Origin of the sequence: Longimicrobium sp., assembly GCF_036399255.1 — a bacterium.
GTDB lineage: Bacteria > Gemmatimonadota > Gemmatimonadetes > Longimicrobiales > Longimicrobiaceae > Longimicrobium.
Genome location: NZ_DASWNM010000123.1, coordinates 41,945 through 57,492, shown reverse-complemented (window position 1 = coordinate 57,492; position 15,548 = coordinate 41,945). Strand labels below are relative to the sequence as shown.

Below are 15,548 nucleotides of genomic sequence, written 5' to 3'. Positions count from 1 at the left end.
CGCGCGGGGCGGGGAACGCGCATCTTCGGGGGATAGGGACGATCGTACCTGACGTTCTCCGAACCCTCGCCCCCGGTCACGTGAACGACGGCAACATCGACGACAGCGGGTCCGCGGCGGGACAGATCCCCGAGGCGGACCTTTCGCGCGTGCGCACCGTTCCCGTGGGCGGCCGGCCCAACAAGGTGCTGGCGGAGCACTTCGCCGCGCCGCCCCCGGCGGAGGCCGCGGCGCGGACGTTCGGCGCGTTCGTGGGCTCGCTGCCGCGCATCCTGCAGGCGGAGTCGTTCCTGGCCGTCGTGGATGCGATTGCGTCAGCCGTCGAGCGGCGGCGGGCGGTGCTGTGGATGGTGGGCGGCCACGTGGTGAAGACGGGGCTCGCGCCGGTGCTCATCGACCTGATGCGCCGCGGCGCCGTCACGCACCTGGCGTCGAACGGATCGGCGGGGGTGCACGACTACGAGATGGCGCGCTGGGGCGGCACCAGCGAGGACGTGGAGGCGGGGCTGGCGGACGGAAGCTTCGGGATGGCGGACGAGACGGGGCGCGACATGAACGCCGCCTTCGCCCGCGGAATGCGCGAGGGGTGGGGGATGGGCGAGTCGCTGGCCCGCGACCTGGAGGGGCGCGACGACCTGGCGTATCCCGGCCTGTCGCTGCTGCTGCAGTCGCGCCGCCTGGGCGTGCAGTACACGCTGCACCCCGCGCTGGGCGCCGAGATCATCCACCAGCACCCCGCCGCCGACGGCGCCGCCATCGGCGACACGGGCCACCGCGACTTTCGCCGCCTGAGCGCCGCGCTGGCCAGGCTGGACGACGGCGGCGTCGTGATCAACGTGGGCTCGGCGGTGGTGATGCCGGAGGTCTTTCTGAAGGCGCTGACCGTCGCGCGCAACCTGAACGGCGGCGCGCCGCGCGGCTTCACCGCCTGCGACCTGGACATGAACCGCCACTACCGCCCGCGGATGAACGTCGTCGAGCGCCCCACGCGCTCCGGCGGAGGCCGCGGCTTCTCCATCACCGGCCATCATGAGATCATGGTGCCGCTGCTGGCGTGGGCCGTGGCGGAGCGCTGCGGTGAACGGGTGAGCGGGTGAAGGGGGAGGCGCGCCGGTAGGGGGCGATCCGGGCCGAAGGGATCGCGGGTTGAAGCCCGCGCGAGGAGAAGCCCCGGCCAGGGCTCGCGGAGCTCGCCAGGCGGGGCTTTGCGCGATCGGAGGCGGTGGCGCCGGAGTGCGGGCCCGGCGCACGCGAGCAGGTGAAGCCCGTTCGGTGAGGAACGAACCGAGACGGGGCCTGTGGCCCTTTCAGCCGCGGGCTTTGGCCCGTGGGGGTGGCGCCGCGGGATCGGATCGACGCGGGCGTCACCCGCTCACCCGCTCACCCCTTCACCGCAGGCGCGGCAAGCACCGATCAGATCTCCTGGATGTTCACCGGGCCATTGGTGGTCACCACGCGGATGGTGGGGCCGCCGCCGTTGAGGTCGGTGCTGATGCGGCCGCCGGGACGGTAGCCGCGTCCGCCCTCGCGGCGCGGGGGACGCATGCCGCGGGGCGCGTTGATGGGCCCGTGCATCGTCCCGCTTTCCAGGTGCGCCGCGTAGCCGCGCGGCATCCGCAGGGTAACCGGCCCGTTCACCGTCTCCACGTCCAGCCCCTCGCCGCTCCAGCGCCGCCCGGCCAGCGTAACGGTGATGGGCCCGTTCTGCGCCCGCGCGTTCACGTCGCCCGCCATCCGGTCCAGCGAGATGGGGCCGTTGTGCGCCCGCAGCTGCACGGTGCCCGCCAGCCGCTCCACCGCGATGGGGCCGTTCTGCGTCCGCACGTCCAGGTTGGTGCGGGCGGGGACCAGGATCTCGTATCCCACGGCCCAACCGCGGCCGTCCCCGCTGACGTCCGGCCCCGTGGCGCCGATGGTGCCGGAGGTGTTCACGCGAATGCCGCGCGCCATCTCGCGCGCCTCGTCGGCCGTGCGGGCGTTGGTCTGGATGCGGGCGCGCACCACCACGTCGCGTCCGTCCCAGGCGCGCACGGTCACGCCGCCGTTCTGCCCCGCGTCCACGCGCACGGTGCCGCGCGCGGGAATGCGGGTTTCGCGCACCTCGCAGTGCACCTGCCGGTTGTCGTTGCCCCACTGGTTGCGGCGGCAGCGCTCCGCCCAGTCCTGCGACGAATCCTGCGCCGCGGCCGGCGCGGCGATCGCGACCAGCGCGACAAGAGAGAAAAGGCGTGCAGTGCGCATCATGAGCTCCGAAAGCGTGGGATGGATCAGGGGCGGCACCGCGCCGCCGTCTGCTCGGTTGCTCTGATGCGGGGCATCCACAAAGGGTTTGGACGCGACGCGCTCCGCGTACGGGACGTACGATGAGGACGGCGCTCCGAGGTGCCGGCGTGCGGGCGCCGGCGGTGGCGTTCTCATCGCCAGCCGGAAACACGGCCGGCCCCGCAACCGTGCGGGGCTGGCCCTGTATCCCATCAGCCCGGGTGCGACCCCGGGCCTCGTGCGGAAAGAAAAACGAGGACGCGTGCAGGCTGTACCCTGTCCCCTGTCCCGCCTATCCCCTCAGCGCCGCCTCGGCCATCCGGTTCGCCGCCGCCGCTTCGCCGGGCACCGCCAGCTCCTCGATGAACATCACCTGGTCCTGGTTCAGCACCACGTAGCCAAAGGCGTGGCCGCTCTGCAGGCAGCGCGCGTTGGTGACGGAGATGAAGCCCTTGAGCGTCGACAGGTGGTCCGCAAGGCGGCTGCCGGGCGAGCGGTGCAGGTCGCCCTCCAGCACGCGGCCGCCGCACAGGTGAAAGCGATGGGGCTGCGCGCGCTTGTTGCCGACCAGTGCGGAGGACCCGGGATTGGCGGGGCGGGCGACCAGGGTGGGGGTGGCACGTGCGATCATGGGCGTTCCAGCCGGAAGAGAGTGCGTGGAGGATGACGCGGCTCTCCTAGGCAACGGCGGGACCACCCCGGAAGACCCGGCTTATCCCCATCCACTGGAACGATTTAGATCGTTTCGGCGTATGGGGCGGCGGATACGGAGAATCGACCGGCGGCGGGACGGAGCGGGGCGAATGTCCGGCAATCCGCCAGATGGAATGCGGCGGACGGAGGGGGTGTACGAAATCCGTACGCCGTACGGGGCCCGGACACGACGACGCCGCGGGAACGCTGTCCCCGCGGCGGCAGCCAGCCTGCGGTGATGTCGTGCGGAGGCGCCGGTCAGCGTCCCTCGTCGCGGAACACGCCGCCAAAGCGGCCGGAGCCGGCGGACGGGCGCACGCCGGGGGCGTCGTGGCGGGCCAGGACGCGGTTGGTGACCGTCGCGGCGATGTGCTCGTCCATGGGAAGCATCTCCATGTACAGCTCCAGCGCGCGGTCCACGTCCACCTCGTCGCGCAGAATGTCGAGCAGGTCGAGCACGTTGGCTACGTGCGTCTCCACGATCGCCTCTTCGGCGCGCGCGGCGGCGATGAGGAGCTTGCGCTTGGCCTCGTTGCTCAGGCGGCGGCGCCGCAGCCAGTCGAACATCGGTTCCCTGTCCTTCGTTTGTAGCAGCGTTGTGCGGGGCCCTCAATCTGACCACCCGCCCCGGCGGGCCGCAAGCCCGGAAGGGGCTTGGATGCGGGACGCGTTCCAGTGTATATTCTTGCGGGTGACCACCGTGCCGTCCATGCGCGCGGCCCCGCCCCCGAAACCCGCCCGCTCACGGGCCGTGCCCCATCTCCCGCCTTTTTGAAGGGCCAAGGGAAAGGCTGAATGGGAACTTCATATCTGAGCTCCGAAGAGTACGACGAGCTGGCGCACAAGCACTACGACGCCGGCGACTACGACGAGGCGCTCCAGGTGCTTCGCGAGGGCCTGAAGCAGTACCCCGAGTCCGTCCTGCTGCAGGTGGGGCTGGGGTACACGCGCGTGGCCCGCGAGGAGTACGCGTGGGCGCGCCAGTGCTTCGAGCGCGCGCTGGAGCTGGACCCCGAGTACGAGGACGCGTGGGTGGGGCTGGGCGAGTCGCTGCTCAAGTTCGGCCGCGTGGACGAGGCGCTGGAGTGCTTTGGCCAGATCGACGAGATGGGCCTGGCCGACGACCTCGAACTCGGCCTTACCGTGGGCCGCGCCCTGTACCGCGAGGGGCTGTTCACCGACGCCCGTGCCCGCTTCTCGGCGCTTTCCGCGGCCCATCCCGACTCGGCGGAGCTGGCGGCGGCGCGCGGCTACACGCTGCACGCCCTGGGCGACGACCTGGGGGCGCGCCGCGAGCTGCGCCGCGCCGTGCGGCTGGACGGCGAGCTGCACGAGGCCCGCATCTACCTGAGCCACCTGCTGCACGACCGCAACGACCCGCGCGGCGCGCTGGCCGAGCTGGAGCAGGTGCCGCCCGAGGAGCACTGGGACACGCTCTCGCTCTGGCGCTACATCGAGCTCAAGACGCAGCTGGACGGGGTGGCCGAGGACGACCCCTGGTTCATGCCCTGGCGCGAGCGGCTGGCCGAGCTGGACGCCGAGCCCGACGACATCGACCACCTGCTGGCCGAGGTGGAGGCGAACTTCGAGGGGGCGGTGGACGAGGGGGCGCAGGCGGCGCTGGAGCTTTCGGCGCAGATGGACTTCATCATGAAGATCCTGGGCCAGCCCCCCACCGACGGCGCCCAGCACTCGCCGGCCGCGCACCGGGTGCGGACGGCCGAGGGCTCGGTGTTCGAGGGGTCGTGGGACGACATCGTGGCGGGAATGCGCGACTCGTGCGGCGAGCCGGCCATTACGCTGACGGCGTTCATGCGCCGCGCGGCGCGGCAGATCCAGGAGCGCACGGGGCGCGACGTGCCCTGCCACAGCGCCGAGGCGTTCCTCAAGGCGGGGGCCCGCATGGGGCTGCTGCACATCGAGGAGTGACCCGCATTCCGGAGCCGGTGACCATTCTGCCCCCGCTCGCGCGCCGCCGGCCGTGAGCTTCGATCCCGAGAGCACTCTTCGCCCGCTGCGGCAGCGCGCGTCCGACGTGGACGCGCTGCGCGCCGGCGCCCCCGCCGCCGCGCTGGTGGTGCGCGTGGCCCGCGCGGCCGAGACCACGCTGCGCCGCATGCTGCGCGACGACCCCACCGCCCCGGTGGAGCTGCGGCTGCGGGCCCTTAGTGCCGACGACCTGTCCACCCCCGACCTGCTGGCCGAGCTGCGCCGCCGCAACCGGCTTCCCATGGAGCTGGCGGCCGGGTTCCACGACCTGGACCTGGCCTGCGAGCGCATCTCGGGCGGGGCGGACCCGGGGCCGCGCGACGCGCAGCTGGCCATCCACGTGGCCGACGGGCTGCAGGCGCACGTCCTCTCGTTTCCCGCGGACGGCCTGCTGGAAGACCCCGCCCTCCCGGACCCGGACGAGTCCGTGCTGGTGCACGACGACGAGGAGCTGGTGCACGCCGTCCCCGCGTCGCGCCGCGGGGTGCCGCGCGAGACGCTGATCGCCCTCGCGGCGCTGGTGATCCTGCTGATCGTCGCCATCCGCCTGCGCGGCGGGGGCGACGACGACGCGCTGCGGCGCGGCGAGGCCGAGCTGCGCGCGGGCCGCGTGGCGCAGGCGGAGGCGTCGTTCCGCGCCTACGCCGACGAGCACCCGCGCGAGCCGCAGCCGCGGGTGTACCTGGCCCGCATCTACCGCGAGGCGGGACGCATCCCCGACGCCGAGCGCGAGATCCAGGCGGGGCTGCGCGCCGCGCCGGAGGATGCCGGGCTGCGCGTGGAGCAGGGCTACCTGCTGCTGGACACCGGGCGCCCGGCCGACGCCGTCCCCGTCTTTCGCCAGGCGGTGCTGGGCGACAGCACGTCGCAGCGCGCGTGGGCGGGGCTGGTGAAGTCGCTGCGCGCCACCGGCCGGCCGACGGACGCGGAGCAGGTGCTGCGCCGCGCCCCCGCCGGCCTGCGCGCGCTGATGCGCACGGCGGACGCGCGGGATACGGCGGCGGCGACGACCCAGGCTCCGGCGGGGACGGCGGAGCCCTGACGCGGAGCGGGTGAGCGGGTGAACGGGTGAACGGGTGAACGGGTGAGGGATAAGCGGGCAGGATGAGCGGATGAATCCGCTGCTGGAAAAGCGACAAGCCCCGTCTCCGCTCGCCAAGGCTCGCGGAACGGGGCTTCGACCGCTTATATAACGGCGACCCGGGAGTGCGACGTCCGGTCCACCGCGACCGGAAGCTTCTTTCTCACGCACTCACGCACTCACGCACTCACGCACTCACGCACTCTTCCGTGGACGCACTCGACCGGCTGTACCGGCGCGTATCGCTTGCGCTGGCCCGCGACCCGGGCCGGGCGCTCACCATCGGCGCGCTGTACCAGGAGGTGGTGCCGTACCGGCTGATCCGCACGGAGCTGGGCTTCGCGGAGCTGGCGGAGTACGAGCACGCGCTGCTGCGCCTGCTTTCCGGCGAGCGCGAATACCTGGAGACGGAGCAGCCCGAGGTGGCGGAGGAGTTTCGCCGCGAGCTGCAGGCACCCAACCCCATCCTGGGCATCTACCGCGACTACGCGGACGTGGGGGTGCAGCCCAACCCGTTCGCCCCGCAGCCGGGGGACCTGACGGCGCCGCCGCCGGTCGTCGTGGCGGTGCCCGCGGCACCGGCGCCGGCGCGGGTGGAGCTGCCGCAGCCGGCGGAGCCCGCCGCCCGCGCGGCCGAGCCGGCCATCCCCCCGCGGCCGCGCCCCAAGCCCTGTCCCGGCTGCCGCGCGGCGCTGCCGGTGGACCGCGACGCGCGCTTCTGCCCGTTCTGCGGCAAGTGCCTGGTGCCGGTGCCGTGCGCCGACTGCAGCGCCATGATGGAGCCGGAATGGAGCTTCTGCGCCACCTGCGGCGCGCCCCGGCACGCCGGTGCGACGGCCGCCCCGCCGCGCCCGGAACAACGCTTGCGGTAGCGGCGCACGTTCAGGCGGCCCCGCCCGGTGCATGCATCGGCGGCGGTCGGGGTTTACAGGTGTTGCGGACGGAGCCGATGCGGAACGTGCGGTGGATGACGGCGGCGGCGCTGCTGCTGGCCGTTTTTGTCTCGGGATGCAGCCGGGGCGGTGAAGGTGGGGGCGGGGGTGGCCGGCGGCCGGCGGCGAAGGGTACCGCGGCGCCGGGCGATTCCGGCCCGCCGCCGGGGCAGCTTCCGCAGGGCGTAACGGCCCGGCAGGGGAGCGAAGGCCGCACCCTGTATCGCGAAAGCTGCGTGATGTGCCACGGCGAAGGCGGCGCGGGCACGCCCCTGGGCCCGTCGCTGGTGGACGACGAGTGGAGCGCCGGCGACGGCCAGTTCGAGGGCATCGTCCAGGTGGTGACGGCGGGCGCTCCCGCGACCGAGCAGTTCGGCGTGCCCATGCCGCCCAAGGGGAACGGCGCGTTCACCGACGCGCAGATCCGCGCCGTCTCGGCGTACACGTACTCGCTGTCGAGACCGGCGGGCGCGCGGTAGCCGCCGGCGTCCGCAAGACACCCCCTGCATCCGGCCTCGTTCCCTCTCGGGGGACGGGGCCGCCTTCATGCGGGCGGGCGCCGTCCGCGCGGGTCCGCGCCGGACGCCGCCCGCGGCCCTCCAAGAACGAAAACTGCATGTTCCGCCCGCCGTGATCGGTACGGACGCATTTTCCGCGGCCGAGCTGGCGCTCCGTCTGCACGAGAGCGCCGGCTCCCTTTCCGCATTCCGCGCCCTGATGGACGGAGTGCGGGAGGCCCTGCCCGTCACCCGCGCCTGGTGGGTGGGGCACGAGTCCGCCGAGCCGTGGCCCGACGAGGCGGACCCGCCCGCCGGCCCCGCCGCCCGCGCCGAGGGCGAGGGGGGCGTCGAGCGCGCGGCCCCCGGCGACCCGTGGGGAGACGGGGTGCCGCCGGGCGCCGAGGCGCTGGTCCTGGCGCTGGGCGACGGCATGGGCGGGGTGGTGCTGCTGGGCGACGCGGGCGCGCTGGGCGAGCCCGAGGGCTGGGCGCGCGTCCGCACCGCGCTCGCCGCCGTGGCCCGCCGCGAGACGGAGCGCGACACCCTGCTGCACCGGGCCGAGGAAAGCGAGGCGCTGCACATCCTGGGGCTGGCCGCCAACCGCACGCTTGACCCCGACGAGGTGCTGAGCCTGGTGGCGCGCTTTACCCGCACGCTGCTGGGCGCGCACTACGTCACCGTGAGCACCCGCGACGGCGACCACGTGCGCACCATGGCCGCCGTGGGGCTGCGCGCCAACGATCCCCTGCTGGACGACGATCCCCTGGCGCTGCGCGTGCTGCAGGCCGAAAGCCCCCTGCCCCTGGGCGGCGAGGGGGGCGTGGCGCCGGAGGAGTTCCCCTTCCACGCCACGGAGGGGATGCAGGCCGGGCTCGGCGTGCCGCTCTCCCTGTTCGGCGACACCTTCGGCGCGCTGGTGGTGGGGTACCGGCGCCCGTACACGCCCACGCCGCAGGACGTCCGCCTTACCCTTACCCTGGCCGGCCACGCCGCCGTGGCCATCTCCAACGCCCGCCTGCACCGCGCCCTGGCCGAGCGCAGCCACGACCTGGCGCGGGCGCTGGACGAGCTGCGCGAGACGTCCACGGCCAAGGAGCGGTTCTTCGCGTCCATGAGCCACGAGCTGCGCACCCCGCTCAACGGCATCCTGGGGTACCAGGGGCTGGTGCTCGAGGGGATCGCCGGCGAGGTGCCGCCCATGGCGCGCGGGTACCTGGAGCGCGCCAACCGCGCCGGGCGCACGCTGCTGCGCATCGTGGACGACGTGCTGGACTACGCGCGCATCGAGGGGGGCCGGGTGGAGCTGAACGTTCAGCCCGCCACCGTGGCCGAGCTGGTGGAGGAGGCGGTCTTCACCGTGCAGCCGCTGGCGGCCGACAAGGGGCTGCGCCTGGTGTCCGGAGATGCGCCACCGCGCAGCATCCGGACGGACCCCGGGCGCGTGCGGCAGATCCTGGTGAACCTGCTCTCCAACGCCGTCAAGTTCACCCCCGCGGGGGGCGAGGTGGCGGTGCTGGCCCGCGAGCTTCGCCGGCGGGGAGGCGCGGTGAACGGGCTGGAGCTGCGGGTGCGCGACACCGGCCCGGGGATCGCGCCCGACGACCAGGCCCGCGTGTTCCTGGAGTTCGAGCAGGTGCGGGGAACGCAGGGGGGCACCGGGCTGGGGCTGCCCATCTCGCGCAAGCTGGCGCGGATGCTGGGCGGCGACCTTACGCTGGAAAGCCGGCTGGGCGAGGGCTCCACCTTTGTGCTGCGCCTGCCGCTGGAGGCCCCCGTTCCGGGCACGGCCCTTGCCACTTGAGCCGGCCGTCCGAGAAACGCCCTTTCCTTTGCCGGTGACGTAACGATGTATACCATGCGCACATGGCTTCGCTCCGCCGCGATCTTCGCGGGCGTGCTTTCCTTCGCCTCGTGCACCGACGGACAGGCGGAGGGGATCACCGCGCCCGCGACGGCGCTGTCGTCCGCCTCCACCGGCCCCGCGCTGCTGGAGTGCCCGGCAGAGACCTCGACGAGCACGTCGTCGCTCATCGGGCCGCTGGGCGGGGTGGTGAGCGTGGGCGGCCACCAGCTGGTCGTTCCGCCGCTGGCGGTGCTGCTGCCCACGCAGTTCACGGTGACGGTGCCTGCGTCGCAGTACCTGCGCGTGGACGTCACCGCCGGCAACGGGCAGCACTACCAGTTCCAGAAGCCGGTGAGCCTTACCCTGAGCTACGCCCGGTGCACGCGCAGCAACATCCAGAAGGAGAACCTGCGCATCTTCTACGTGGATGACGCCAACGTCATCCTGCAGGACATGGGCGGCACCGACGACAAGAACGCCCGTACCGTCACCACGGGAACGGACCACCTCAGCGGGTACGTGATCGGCCAGGGCTGATCCAGGGGCGGCCCGGACGGGGAGTGGCCGGTTTACCGGGCCTCGCGGAGAGGGAGCGCCGCGGGGCCCGTTTGCGCGAAAGGATGAAGCCCATGCGGGAGACGGCGGCGGCGCTGCGGACACGCGCGGCGGCGGCGGAGCGGGAGGGCGGCTGGGCGGCCGCGGGCGCGGCGTACGGCGCGCTCTTCGACGCCGCGGTGCGGGAGCGCAGGCTGGCCGTGGCGGCCGACGCCCTGCGCGGCCAGGCGCGGGTGCGGCAGCAGGAAGAGCGGTACGAGGAAGCCGACGAGTTCGCCTGCCTGAGCCTGGAGATCGCCGAGCGCAGCGGGCTGTGGCAGGCCGCGGCCCGCGCGGTGAACACCTGCGCCGCCATCCGCTACCTGCAGCGCGACTACGGCGAGGCGCGCCGGCTGTTCGAGGCGGCGCTGGAGCGGGCGCTGGACGTGGGTGACGACGTGCTGATCGGCTGGACCTGCCTGAACCTGGGGGTGCTGGCCAACATCCGCGGCGACCTGCGCGAGGCGCGCACCCGCTACCTGGAGGGGATCGCCTCGTTCGTGCGCTCCGGCAACAAGCAGAACGCCGCCCAGGTGTACAACAACCTGGGGATGGTGTGCGCCGACCTGCGCGAGTGGATGGAGGCGGAGGTCTGCTTCGACCGCGGGATCGAGATCGCCGGGCGCGTGGCCGACGTGCCGCTGCTGGCCGCCCTGTACGCCAACCGCGCCGAGCCGCTGCTGCGGCTGCGCAACCTTGCCCGGGCGCGCGAGTCGCTGGACCGCGCCGAGGAGCTGGCGGCGCGGGTGGACGCGCGCGGCACCCTGGCCGAGGTGGCCCGCTTCCGCGGGATGGCGGCCCGGGCCGAAGGGAACCTTGCCGAGGCGGAGGCGCACTTCAGCCGGGCGCTGGCCATCGCGCGCGAGGCGGGGATGGAGCTGGAGGAGGCCGAAGCGCTGCGCGAGGCCGGCGACCTGCGCCGGCTGCTGGGCGACGAGGCCGGCGCCGCGGATGCGCTGCGGCGCGCCCGCGACCTCTTTGCCCGCTGCGGCGCCCAGGGCGACGCCGAGCGGGTGGAGGAGATGCTGGGCGAAGCCGTGCCGGCCGCGGCCTGATCCGGCCTGGAGCACGACGGCGCGCGGGGGATGCGGATGCGCATCCTCCGCGTTTTCTCGTGCACGATCCTCCGCCGTCCACGGTCCCGCGCGCTCGCCTTGCCGCCCCCGCGCATCCGCCGGTACTTTCCGCGCCGACGATCCTCCATCCAATCCCCCGATCTTTACGGAAGCGCGACAGGATGCCGAAAGTAGCGGTGCTCCCCGGCGACGGCGTGGGCAAGGAAGTGACGCGCGAGGCGGTCAAGGCGCTGCGCGCGGTGACCGCCGGGACGGACCTGGAGCTGGACCTGGTGGAGTGGCCCCACGGCGCCGACCGCTACCTGGAAACCGGCGAGGCCATCACCGACGCCGAGTTCGACGACCTGCGCGCCAACTACCAGGCCATCCTGCTGGGCGCGCTGGGCGACGCGCGCGTGGCGGGGAACGAGCACGCGCGGCAGATCCTGCTGGGAATGCGCTTCAAGCTGGACCTGTACGTCAACTTTCGGCCCGTGCGCCTGTTCCACGAAAGCCACACCCCCCTGCGCAACAAGCGGGTGGAAGACGTGGACATGGTCATCTTCCGCGAGAACACCGAGGGCGTGTACGTGGGGATGGGCGGCACCTTCAAGCAGGGCACGCCCGACGAAGTGGCCATCCAGGAGGACGTGAACACGCGCAAGGGCGTGGAGCGCATCATCCGCGCGGCGTTCGAGTGGGCGCGGGCCAACGGCAAGACGCGCGTGACCATGAGCGACAAGTCGAACGCGATGGAGTTCGCGGGCGGGCTGTGGCGGCGCGTGTTCAAGATCGTGTCCGCCGAATACCCGGACATCGAGAGCGAGGCCGCGTATGTGGACATGCTGGCGATGGACATGATCCGCCGCCCGGAGCGCTACCAGGTGATCGTCACGGGCAACCTGTTCGGCGACATCCTGAGCGACCTGGGCTCGCAGCTGGCGGGCGGGCTGGGGTTGTCGCCGTCGGGCAACATCCACCCGGGGCGCATCGGCCTCTTCGAGCCGGTGCACGGCTCCGCGCCCGACATCGCCGGCAAGGACCTGGCGAACCCCTTTGCCGCCGTCCTCACCTCCGGGCTGATGCTGGAGCACCTGGGCCGCCCCGACCTGGGCAGGCGCCTGGAAGCCGCCGTCCGCGACTGCATCGTCGCCGGCGAGACGACGACGGACCTGGGCGGCACCCTCGGCACCGCCGCCGCCGGCGACGCCATCGTGCGGCGGCTGCAGGCCTGATCCGCGGCTCCCGGCGGAACTCCGGACCGTCCATCTGAAAGGCCCTGCCCCGGATTGCCCGGGCAGGGCCGTTCACCGGCAGAAGGGCCGGCCACGTCCTGCACCTCAGCCTCATCCCTGGAATACGATGTCGGAACAGCTCGGGCTCAGCGTCGATCCTCCCGCGCCGGTTCTTGAGCTGCGTGACCGGCTCGGCGCGGAGTGGCCGTGGATCATGGCCTCACGCGAGAAGTCCGCGGCCATGATGGAACGGCTGCGCGCGGAGCTGCGCGCGCTGATTCCGCCGGAGACGTCCATGGTGGTGTACGGGTCGCTGGCGAGGCACGAGCTCACCGACCGGAGCGACATCGACTGGACGTTGCTGGTGGATGGAATCGCGCATCCCGAGCACCAGGACCGGGCGGACCGGATCCGGGCAAGGCTCACCGGCATGGGCTTACGCCAGCCCGCGCCCGGTGGTCCGTTCGGCAACCTGACGTTCAGCCACGACCTGATCCACAGGATCGGCGGCGACGACGACACCAACCGCAACACCACACAGCGCCTGCTCCTGCTGCTGGAATCGGCGCCCATCGGCCACGCCGCCGCATACGAGCGCGTCGTGCAGAACGTGCTGCAGCGCTACGTGGGAGAGGACATCGTGAGTCCCGGCGACAGCGCGTACCGCGTCCCCCGCTTTTTGCAGAACGACGTGGTGCGGTACTGGCGCACCATGGCGGTGGACTTTGCGCACAAGCGGCGGATGCGCGGCCCCGAAGGGTGGGCTCTTCGCAACGCGAAGCTGCGTCTTTCGCGCAAGCTCATGTACGCGGCGGGCCTGATGAGCTGCTTCTACTGCGATGCCCTTTTCCATGCCCGAGCCCGTACGCATCCCCTGCGCGAAGCACAGCAGGTAGAGGACTACCTCGCCGGGCTGGTGCGCACGAAGCCTCTCGACATCGTGGCTGGGGTGATGCTAGATTACTTCGGTGTGCTTTCGGGTGCGGCGGAAAGGCTGTTCGGCGCGTACGACGAGTTCCTGGGCCTGCTGCACGACGAGAGCCGGCGCGAGCACCTGAAGAAGCTCAGGCCCGACGCGGCCGACGAGGACGCCGAGTACCAGCGGGTGCGGGACATGGGGACGCGTTTTCAGGACGCCCTCACCGAGATCTTCTTCACGTGCGATACGCCGCTGCGCGACCTTACCATCCGGTACGGAGTGTTCTGATGGGCGGCATCGGCTTCTCCACCGGCTCCGTGGCCAGGTCCGACATCGACCGGGCCCTGCGGGTGCTGCGGGCGCACGACACGGCCGCGGTGGAGCTCTCCGCGCTGCGCACCCATGAGCTCGCGCCGCTGGTGCGCGCGATCCCGCATCTCGACCTCGATGGGTACGAGCACGTTTCCGTGCACGCTCCCAGCGCATTCTCCGCGGCCGACGAGCCCGACATCGCGGCCGCGCTGCTGCCGCTGGCCCGGCGCGGGTGGCTCGTCATCGTGCATCCGGACACCCTCCACGACCATGCGCTGTGGAGGACCTTTGGTCACCGGCTGGCGATCGAGAACATGGATCGCCGCAAGCCGGTGGGCCGCACCGTCCAGGATCTGTGGCCGGTATTCCGCCAGCTTCCCGAAGCGTCATTCTGCCTGGACCTGGCGCACGCGTTCCAGTGCGACGCCACGCTCGGCGAGGCGGGTCGCCTGCTGTCTGCGTTCGGCGGCCGATTGGCCGAGGTACACGTCAGCGAGCTCGATTCCCAGAGCAGGCACGTGCGTCTTACCCCGGCCTGCATAGACGCGTATCAAGCCCTTGCGGAGCGGATCCCGCTCCACGTTCCGGCCATCATCGAAGCACCCGTTCAGCCCCACGAGATCGCGGCAGAGCTGGAGGCCAGCCTTGTCGCGCTGGGCCGCCTGGTGCCCTGCGCCGCCTGACGCGATCCGCGGGAGCGCGCATGATGATTCGACGCGACCGGGCCTCCTGGCTTCGGTCGCGTTCTGTCTTACGGGCAACGAATCCAGCCCCAGTTCGTCTCCACCGCAAGCGGACAGGTAAACCGTGAAGATTTTCAGAAGTAGTCTGGCGGCTGTGCTGGCACTCTCGATTTCAGCCTGCGGTGCGCCCGCGGCCGGTCCGGCGCCGTCCGTGGCTGCGGCGGATGCGGGGCGGCTGGCGGAGCTGTACCGGGCGCAGGACTGCTTCGGGCTGCGGGACGCGCTGGCGGGGATGCGGGCGGGGGACGCGACGACGGACTTCTACCGCGCGGCGGCGGCGGTGGCGTTCAACCGGCCGGACGAGGCCATCGGCGAGCTGCGGCGGTTCCTGGCCTCGCCGCAGGCGGCGGCGGACGCGGCGCGGCGGCAGACGGCGTACGAGCTGCTGGGCGACGCCTACGTGCGCACCTTTCGCTACGCCGAGGCGGCGGAGGCGTACGCGGCGCTGGAGGGCGGGATGGCGGCGGACTCCGCCGGGCGCGAGAACGCGGGGAACGTGCGCGGCCTGTGGGCGGCGCTGGCCGGCACGCCCGCGCAGACGATTGAGGCGCCGGGACCGGTGCGCGTGGCCACCACGCGCGACCGCGCCAACCTGGTGAACGTGGAGGTGGAGTCCGGCGGCCAGCGGATCGGCTTCGTCTACGACACCGGCGCCAACCTCTCCACCGTCACCGAGTCCACCGCGCGGGAGATGGGGTTCCGCATGCTGGAGGGCACGGTGCGCGTGGGCTCCAGCACCGGCGGCGACGCGTACGCGCGCATGGCGGTGGCGCCGGAGCTTCGCATCGGCGGGGCGACGGTGCGCAACGCGGCGTTCCTGGTCTTTCCCGACAGCGCACTCGCGTTCCCGCAGATCTCCTACCAGATCCGCGGCATCATCGGCTTTCCCGTGATCGCCGGCTTCGGGGCGACCACAATGACGCGCGGCGGCGAGCTGGTGCTGGGCGACACGGCGCAGGCGGAAGCCGGCGGCGAGCAGAACCTTTGCCTGCGCGGGCTGATGCCGCTGGTGGCGGCGGAGCACGCGGGCCAGCGGATGCACTTCGGGTTCGACACGGGGGCGCAGTCCACGGCGCTGTACCCGCCGTTCCTGGCCGCCCGCCGCGCGCTGGTGGAGGCGGGCGGCGCGCCCACACCGGTGCAGACGGGCGGCGCGGGCGGGATGCGGCAGGTGCAGGCGTACACGCTGTCGCCGCTGGTGCTGCGCATCGGCGGGCGGGAGGCGACGGTGCCGCAGGTGCGCGTCTACGCCGAGCGCACCACGGACGACAGCGAGCGCCTGTACGGCAACCTTGGCCAGGACGTCATCCGCCAGTTCGAGTCGATGACGCTGGACTTTCGCCGGATGCAGCTGCGGTTTCGGTAGGGCCCTGCTCCCTGTAGAACAGAA

Annotated in this window: 15 protein-coding genes; 12 read left to right on the top strand and 3 right to left on the bottom strand. The window is 72.7% G+C overall.

From position 1 onward, the window contains the following. Positions 1 to 80 precede the first annotated feature (80 nt). A complete protein-coding gene (locus VGC13_RS23110) occupies positions 81 to 1,097 on the top strand; it encodes a hypothetical protein (RefSeq protein ID WP_331127666.1) in 1,017 nt (338 codons plus the stop codon). A gap of 316 nt (positions 1,098 to 1,413) precedes the next feature. On the opposite strand, the gene VGC13_RS23105 is transcribed toward VGC13_RS23110, so the two are convergent. The 3 genes from VGC13_RS23105 to VGC13_RS23095 form a co-directional block, all read right to left on the bottom strand. Then, a complete protein-coding gene (locus VGC13_RS23105; RefSeq protein ID WP_331127665.1) occupies positions 1,414 to 2,241 on the bottom strand; it encodes a hypothetical protein in 828 nt (275 codons plus the stop codon). A gap of 313 nt (positions 2,242 to 2,554) precedes the next feature. Then, positions 2,555 to 2,893, bottom strand: a complete 339-nt coding sequence (locus VGC13_RS23100; RefSeq protein WP_331127664.1) for a hypothetical protein — start codon at positions 2,891 to 2,893, stop codon at positions 2,555 to 2,557. 320 nt (positions 2,894 to 3,213) lie between these two features. Further along, on the bottom strand, positions 3,214 to 3,522 hold the full coding sequence (locus tag VGC13_RS23095; protein ID WP_331127663.1) for a hypothetical protein: 309 nt from the start codon (positions 3,520 to 3,522) through the stop codon (positions 3,214 to 3,216). A 228-nt stretch (positions 3,523 to 3,750) separates the two neighbouring features. Between VGC13_RS23095 and VGC13_RS23090 the strand changes: the two genes are divergently transcribed. From VGC13_RS23090 to VGC13_RS23040, 11 genes are all read left to right on the top strand, one after another. Then, complete coding sequence (locus tag VGC13_RS23090) at positions 3,751 to 4,884, top strand: tetratricopeptide repeat protein (RefSeq protein ID WP_331127662.1); 1,134 nt, start codon at positions 3,751 to 3,753, stop codon at positions 4,882 to 4,884. A gap of 52 nt (positions 4,885 to 4,936) precedes the next feature. Further along, positions 4,937 to 5,986, top strand: coding sequence for a tetratricopeptide repeat protein (locus VGC13_RS23085; RefSeq protein ID WP_331127661.1), 1,050 nt, complete (start codon positions 4,937 to 4,939; stop codon positions 5,984 to 5,986). 248 nt (positions 5,987 to 6,234) lie between these two features. After that, positions 6,235 to 6,897 (top strand): zinc ribbon domain-containing protein, encoded by a 663-nt coding sequence (locus tag VGC13_RS23080; RefSeq protein WP_331127660.1) that lies wholly within the window; start codon positions 6,235 to 6,237, stop codon positions 6,895 to 6,897. Positions 6,898 to 6,974: 77 nt separating this feature from the next. After that, positions 6,975 to 7,436, top strand: a complete 462-nt coding sequence (locus VGC13_RS23075; RefSeq protein WP_331127659.1) for a cytochrome c — start codon at positions 6,975 to 6,977, stop codon at positions 7,434 to 7,436. 151 nt (positions 7,437 to 7,587) lie between these two features. Further along, positions 7,588 to 9,258: a sensor histidine kinase gene (locus tag VGC13_RS23070; protein WP_331127658.1), complete on the top strand. Its 1,671-nt coding sequence runs from the start codon at positions 7,588 to 7,590 to the stop codon at positions 9,256 to 9,258. 54 nt (positions 9,259 to 9,312) lie between these two features. Then, positions 9,313 to 9,837, top strand: coding sequence for a hypothetical protein (locus tag VGC13_RS23065; protein ID WP_331127657.1), 525 nt, complete (start codon positions 9,313 to 9,315; stop codon positions 9,835 to 9,837). 83 nt (positions 9,838 to 9,920) lie between these two features. Next, on the top strand, positions 9,921 to 10,949 hold the full coding sequence (locus VGC13_RS23060; RefSeq protein ID WP_331127656.1) for a tetratricopeptide repeat protein: 1,029 nt from the start codon (positions 9,921 to 9,923) through the stop codon (positions 10,947 to 10,949). A gap of 182 nt (positions 10,950 to 11,131) precedes the next feature. Then, entirely contained in the window at positions 11,132 to 12,184 is a 1,053-nt protein-coding gene (locus tag VGC13_RS23055) for an isocitrate/isopropylmalate dehydrogenase family protein (RefSeq protein WP_331127655.1), read from the top strand. Between the two features lie 127 nt (positions 12,185 to 12,311). Next, positions 12,312 to 13,391, top strand: a complete 1,080-nt coding sequence (locus VGC13_RS23050) for a nucleotidyltransferase domain-containing protein (protein ID WP_331127654.1) — start codon at positions 12,312 to 12,314, stop codon at positions 13,389 to 13,391. Then, on the top strand, positions 13,391 to 14,098 hold the full coding sequence (locus VGC13_RS23045; protein WP_331127653.1) for a hypothetical protein: 708 nt from the start codon (positions 13,391 to 13,393) through the stop codon (positions 14,096 to 14,098). The genes VGC13_RS23050 and VGC13_RS23045 overlap by 1 nt, the downstream gene beginning before the upstream one ends. 211 nt (positions 14,099 to 14,309) lie before the next feature. After that, positions 14,310 to 15,524 (top strand): retropepsin-like aspartic protease, encoded by a 1,215-nt coding sequence (locus VGC13_RS23040; protein WP_331127652.1) that lies wholly within the window; start codon positions 14,310 to 14,312, stop codon positions 15,522 to 15,524. Positions 15,525 to 15,548 lie beyond the last annotated feature (24 nt).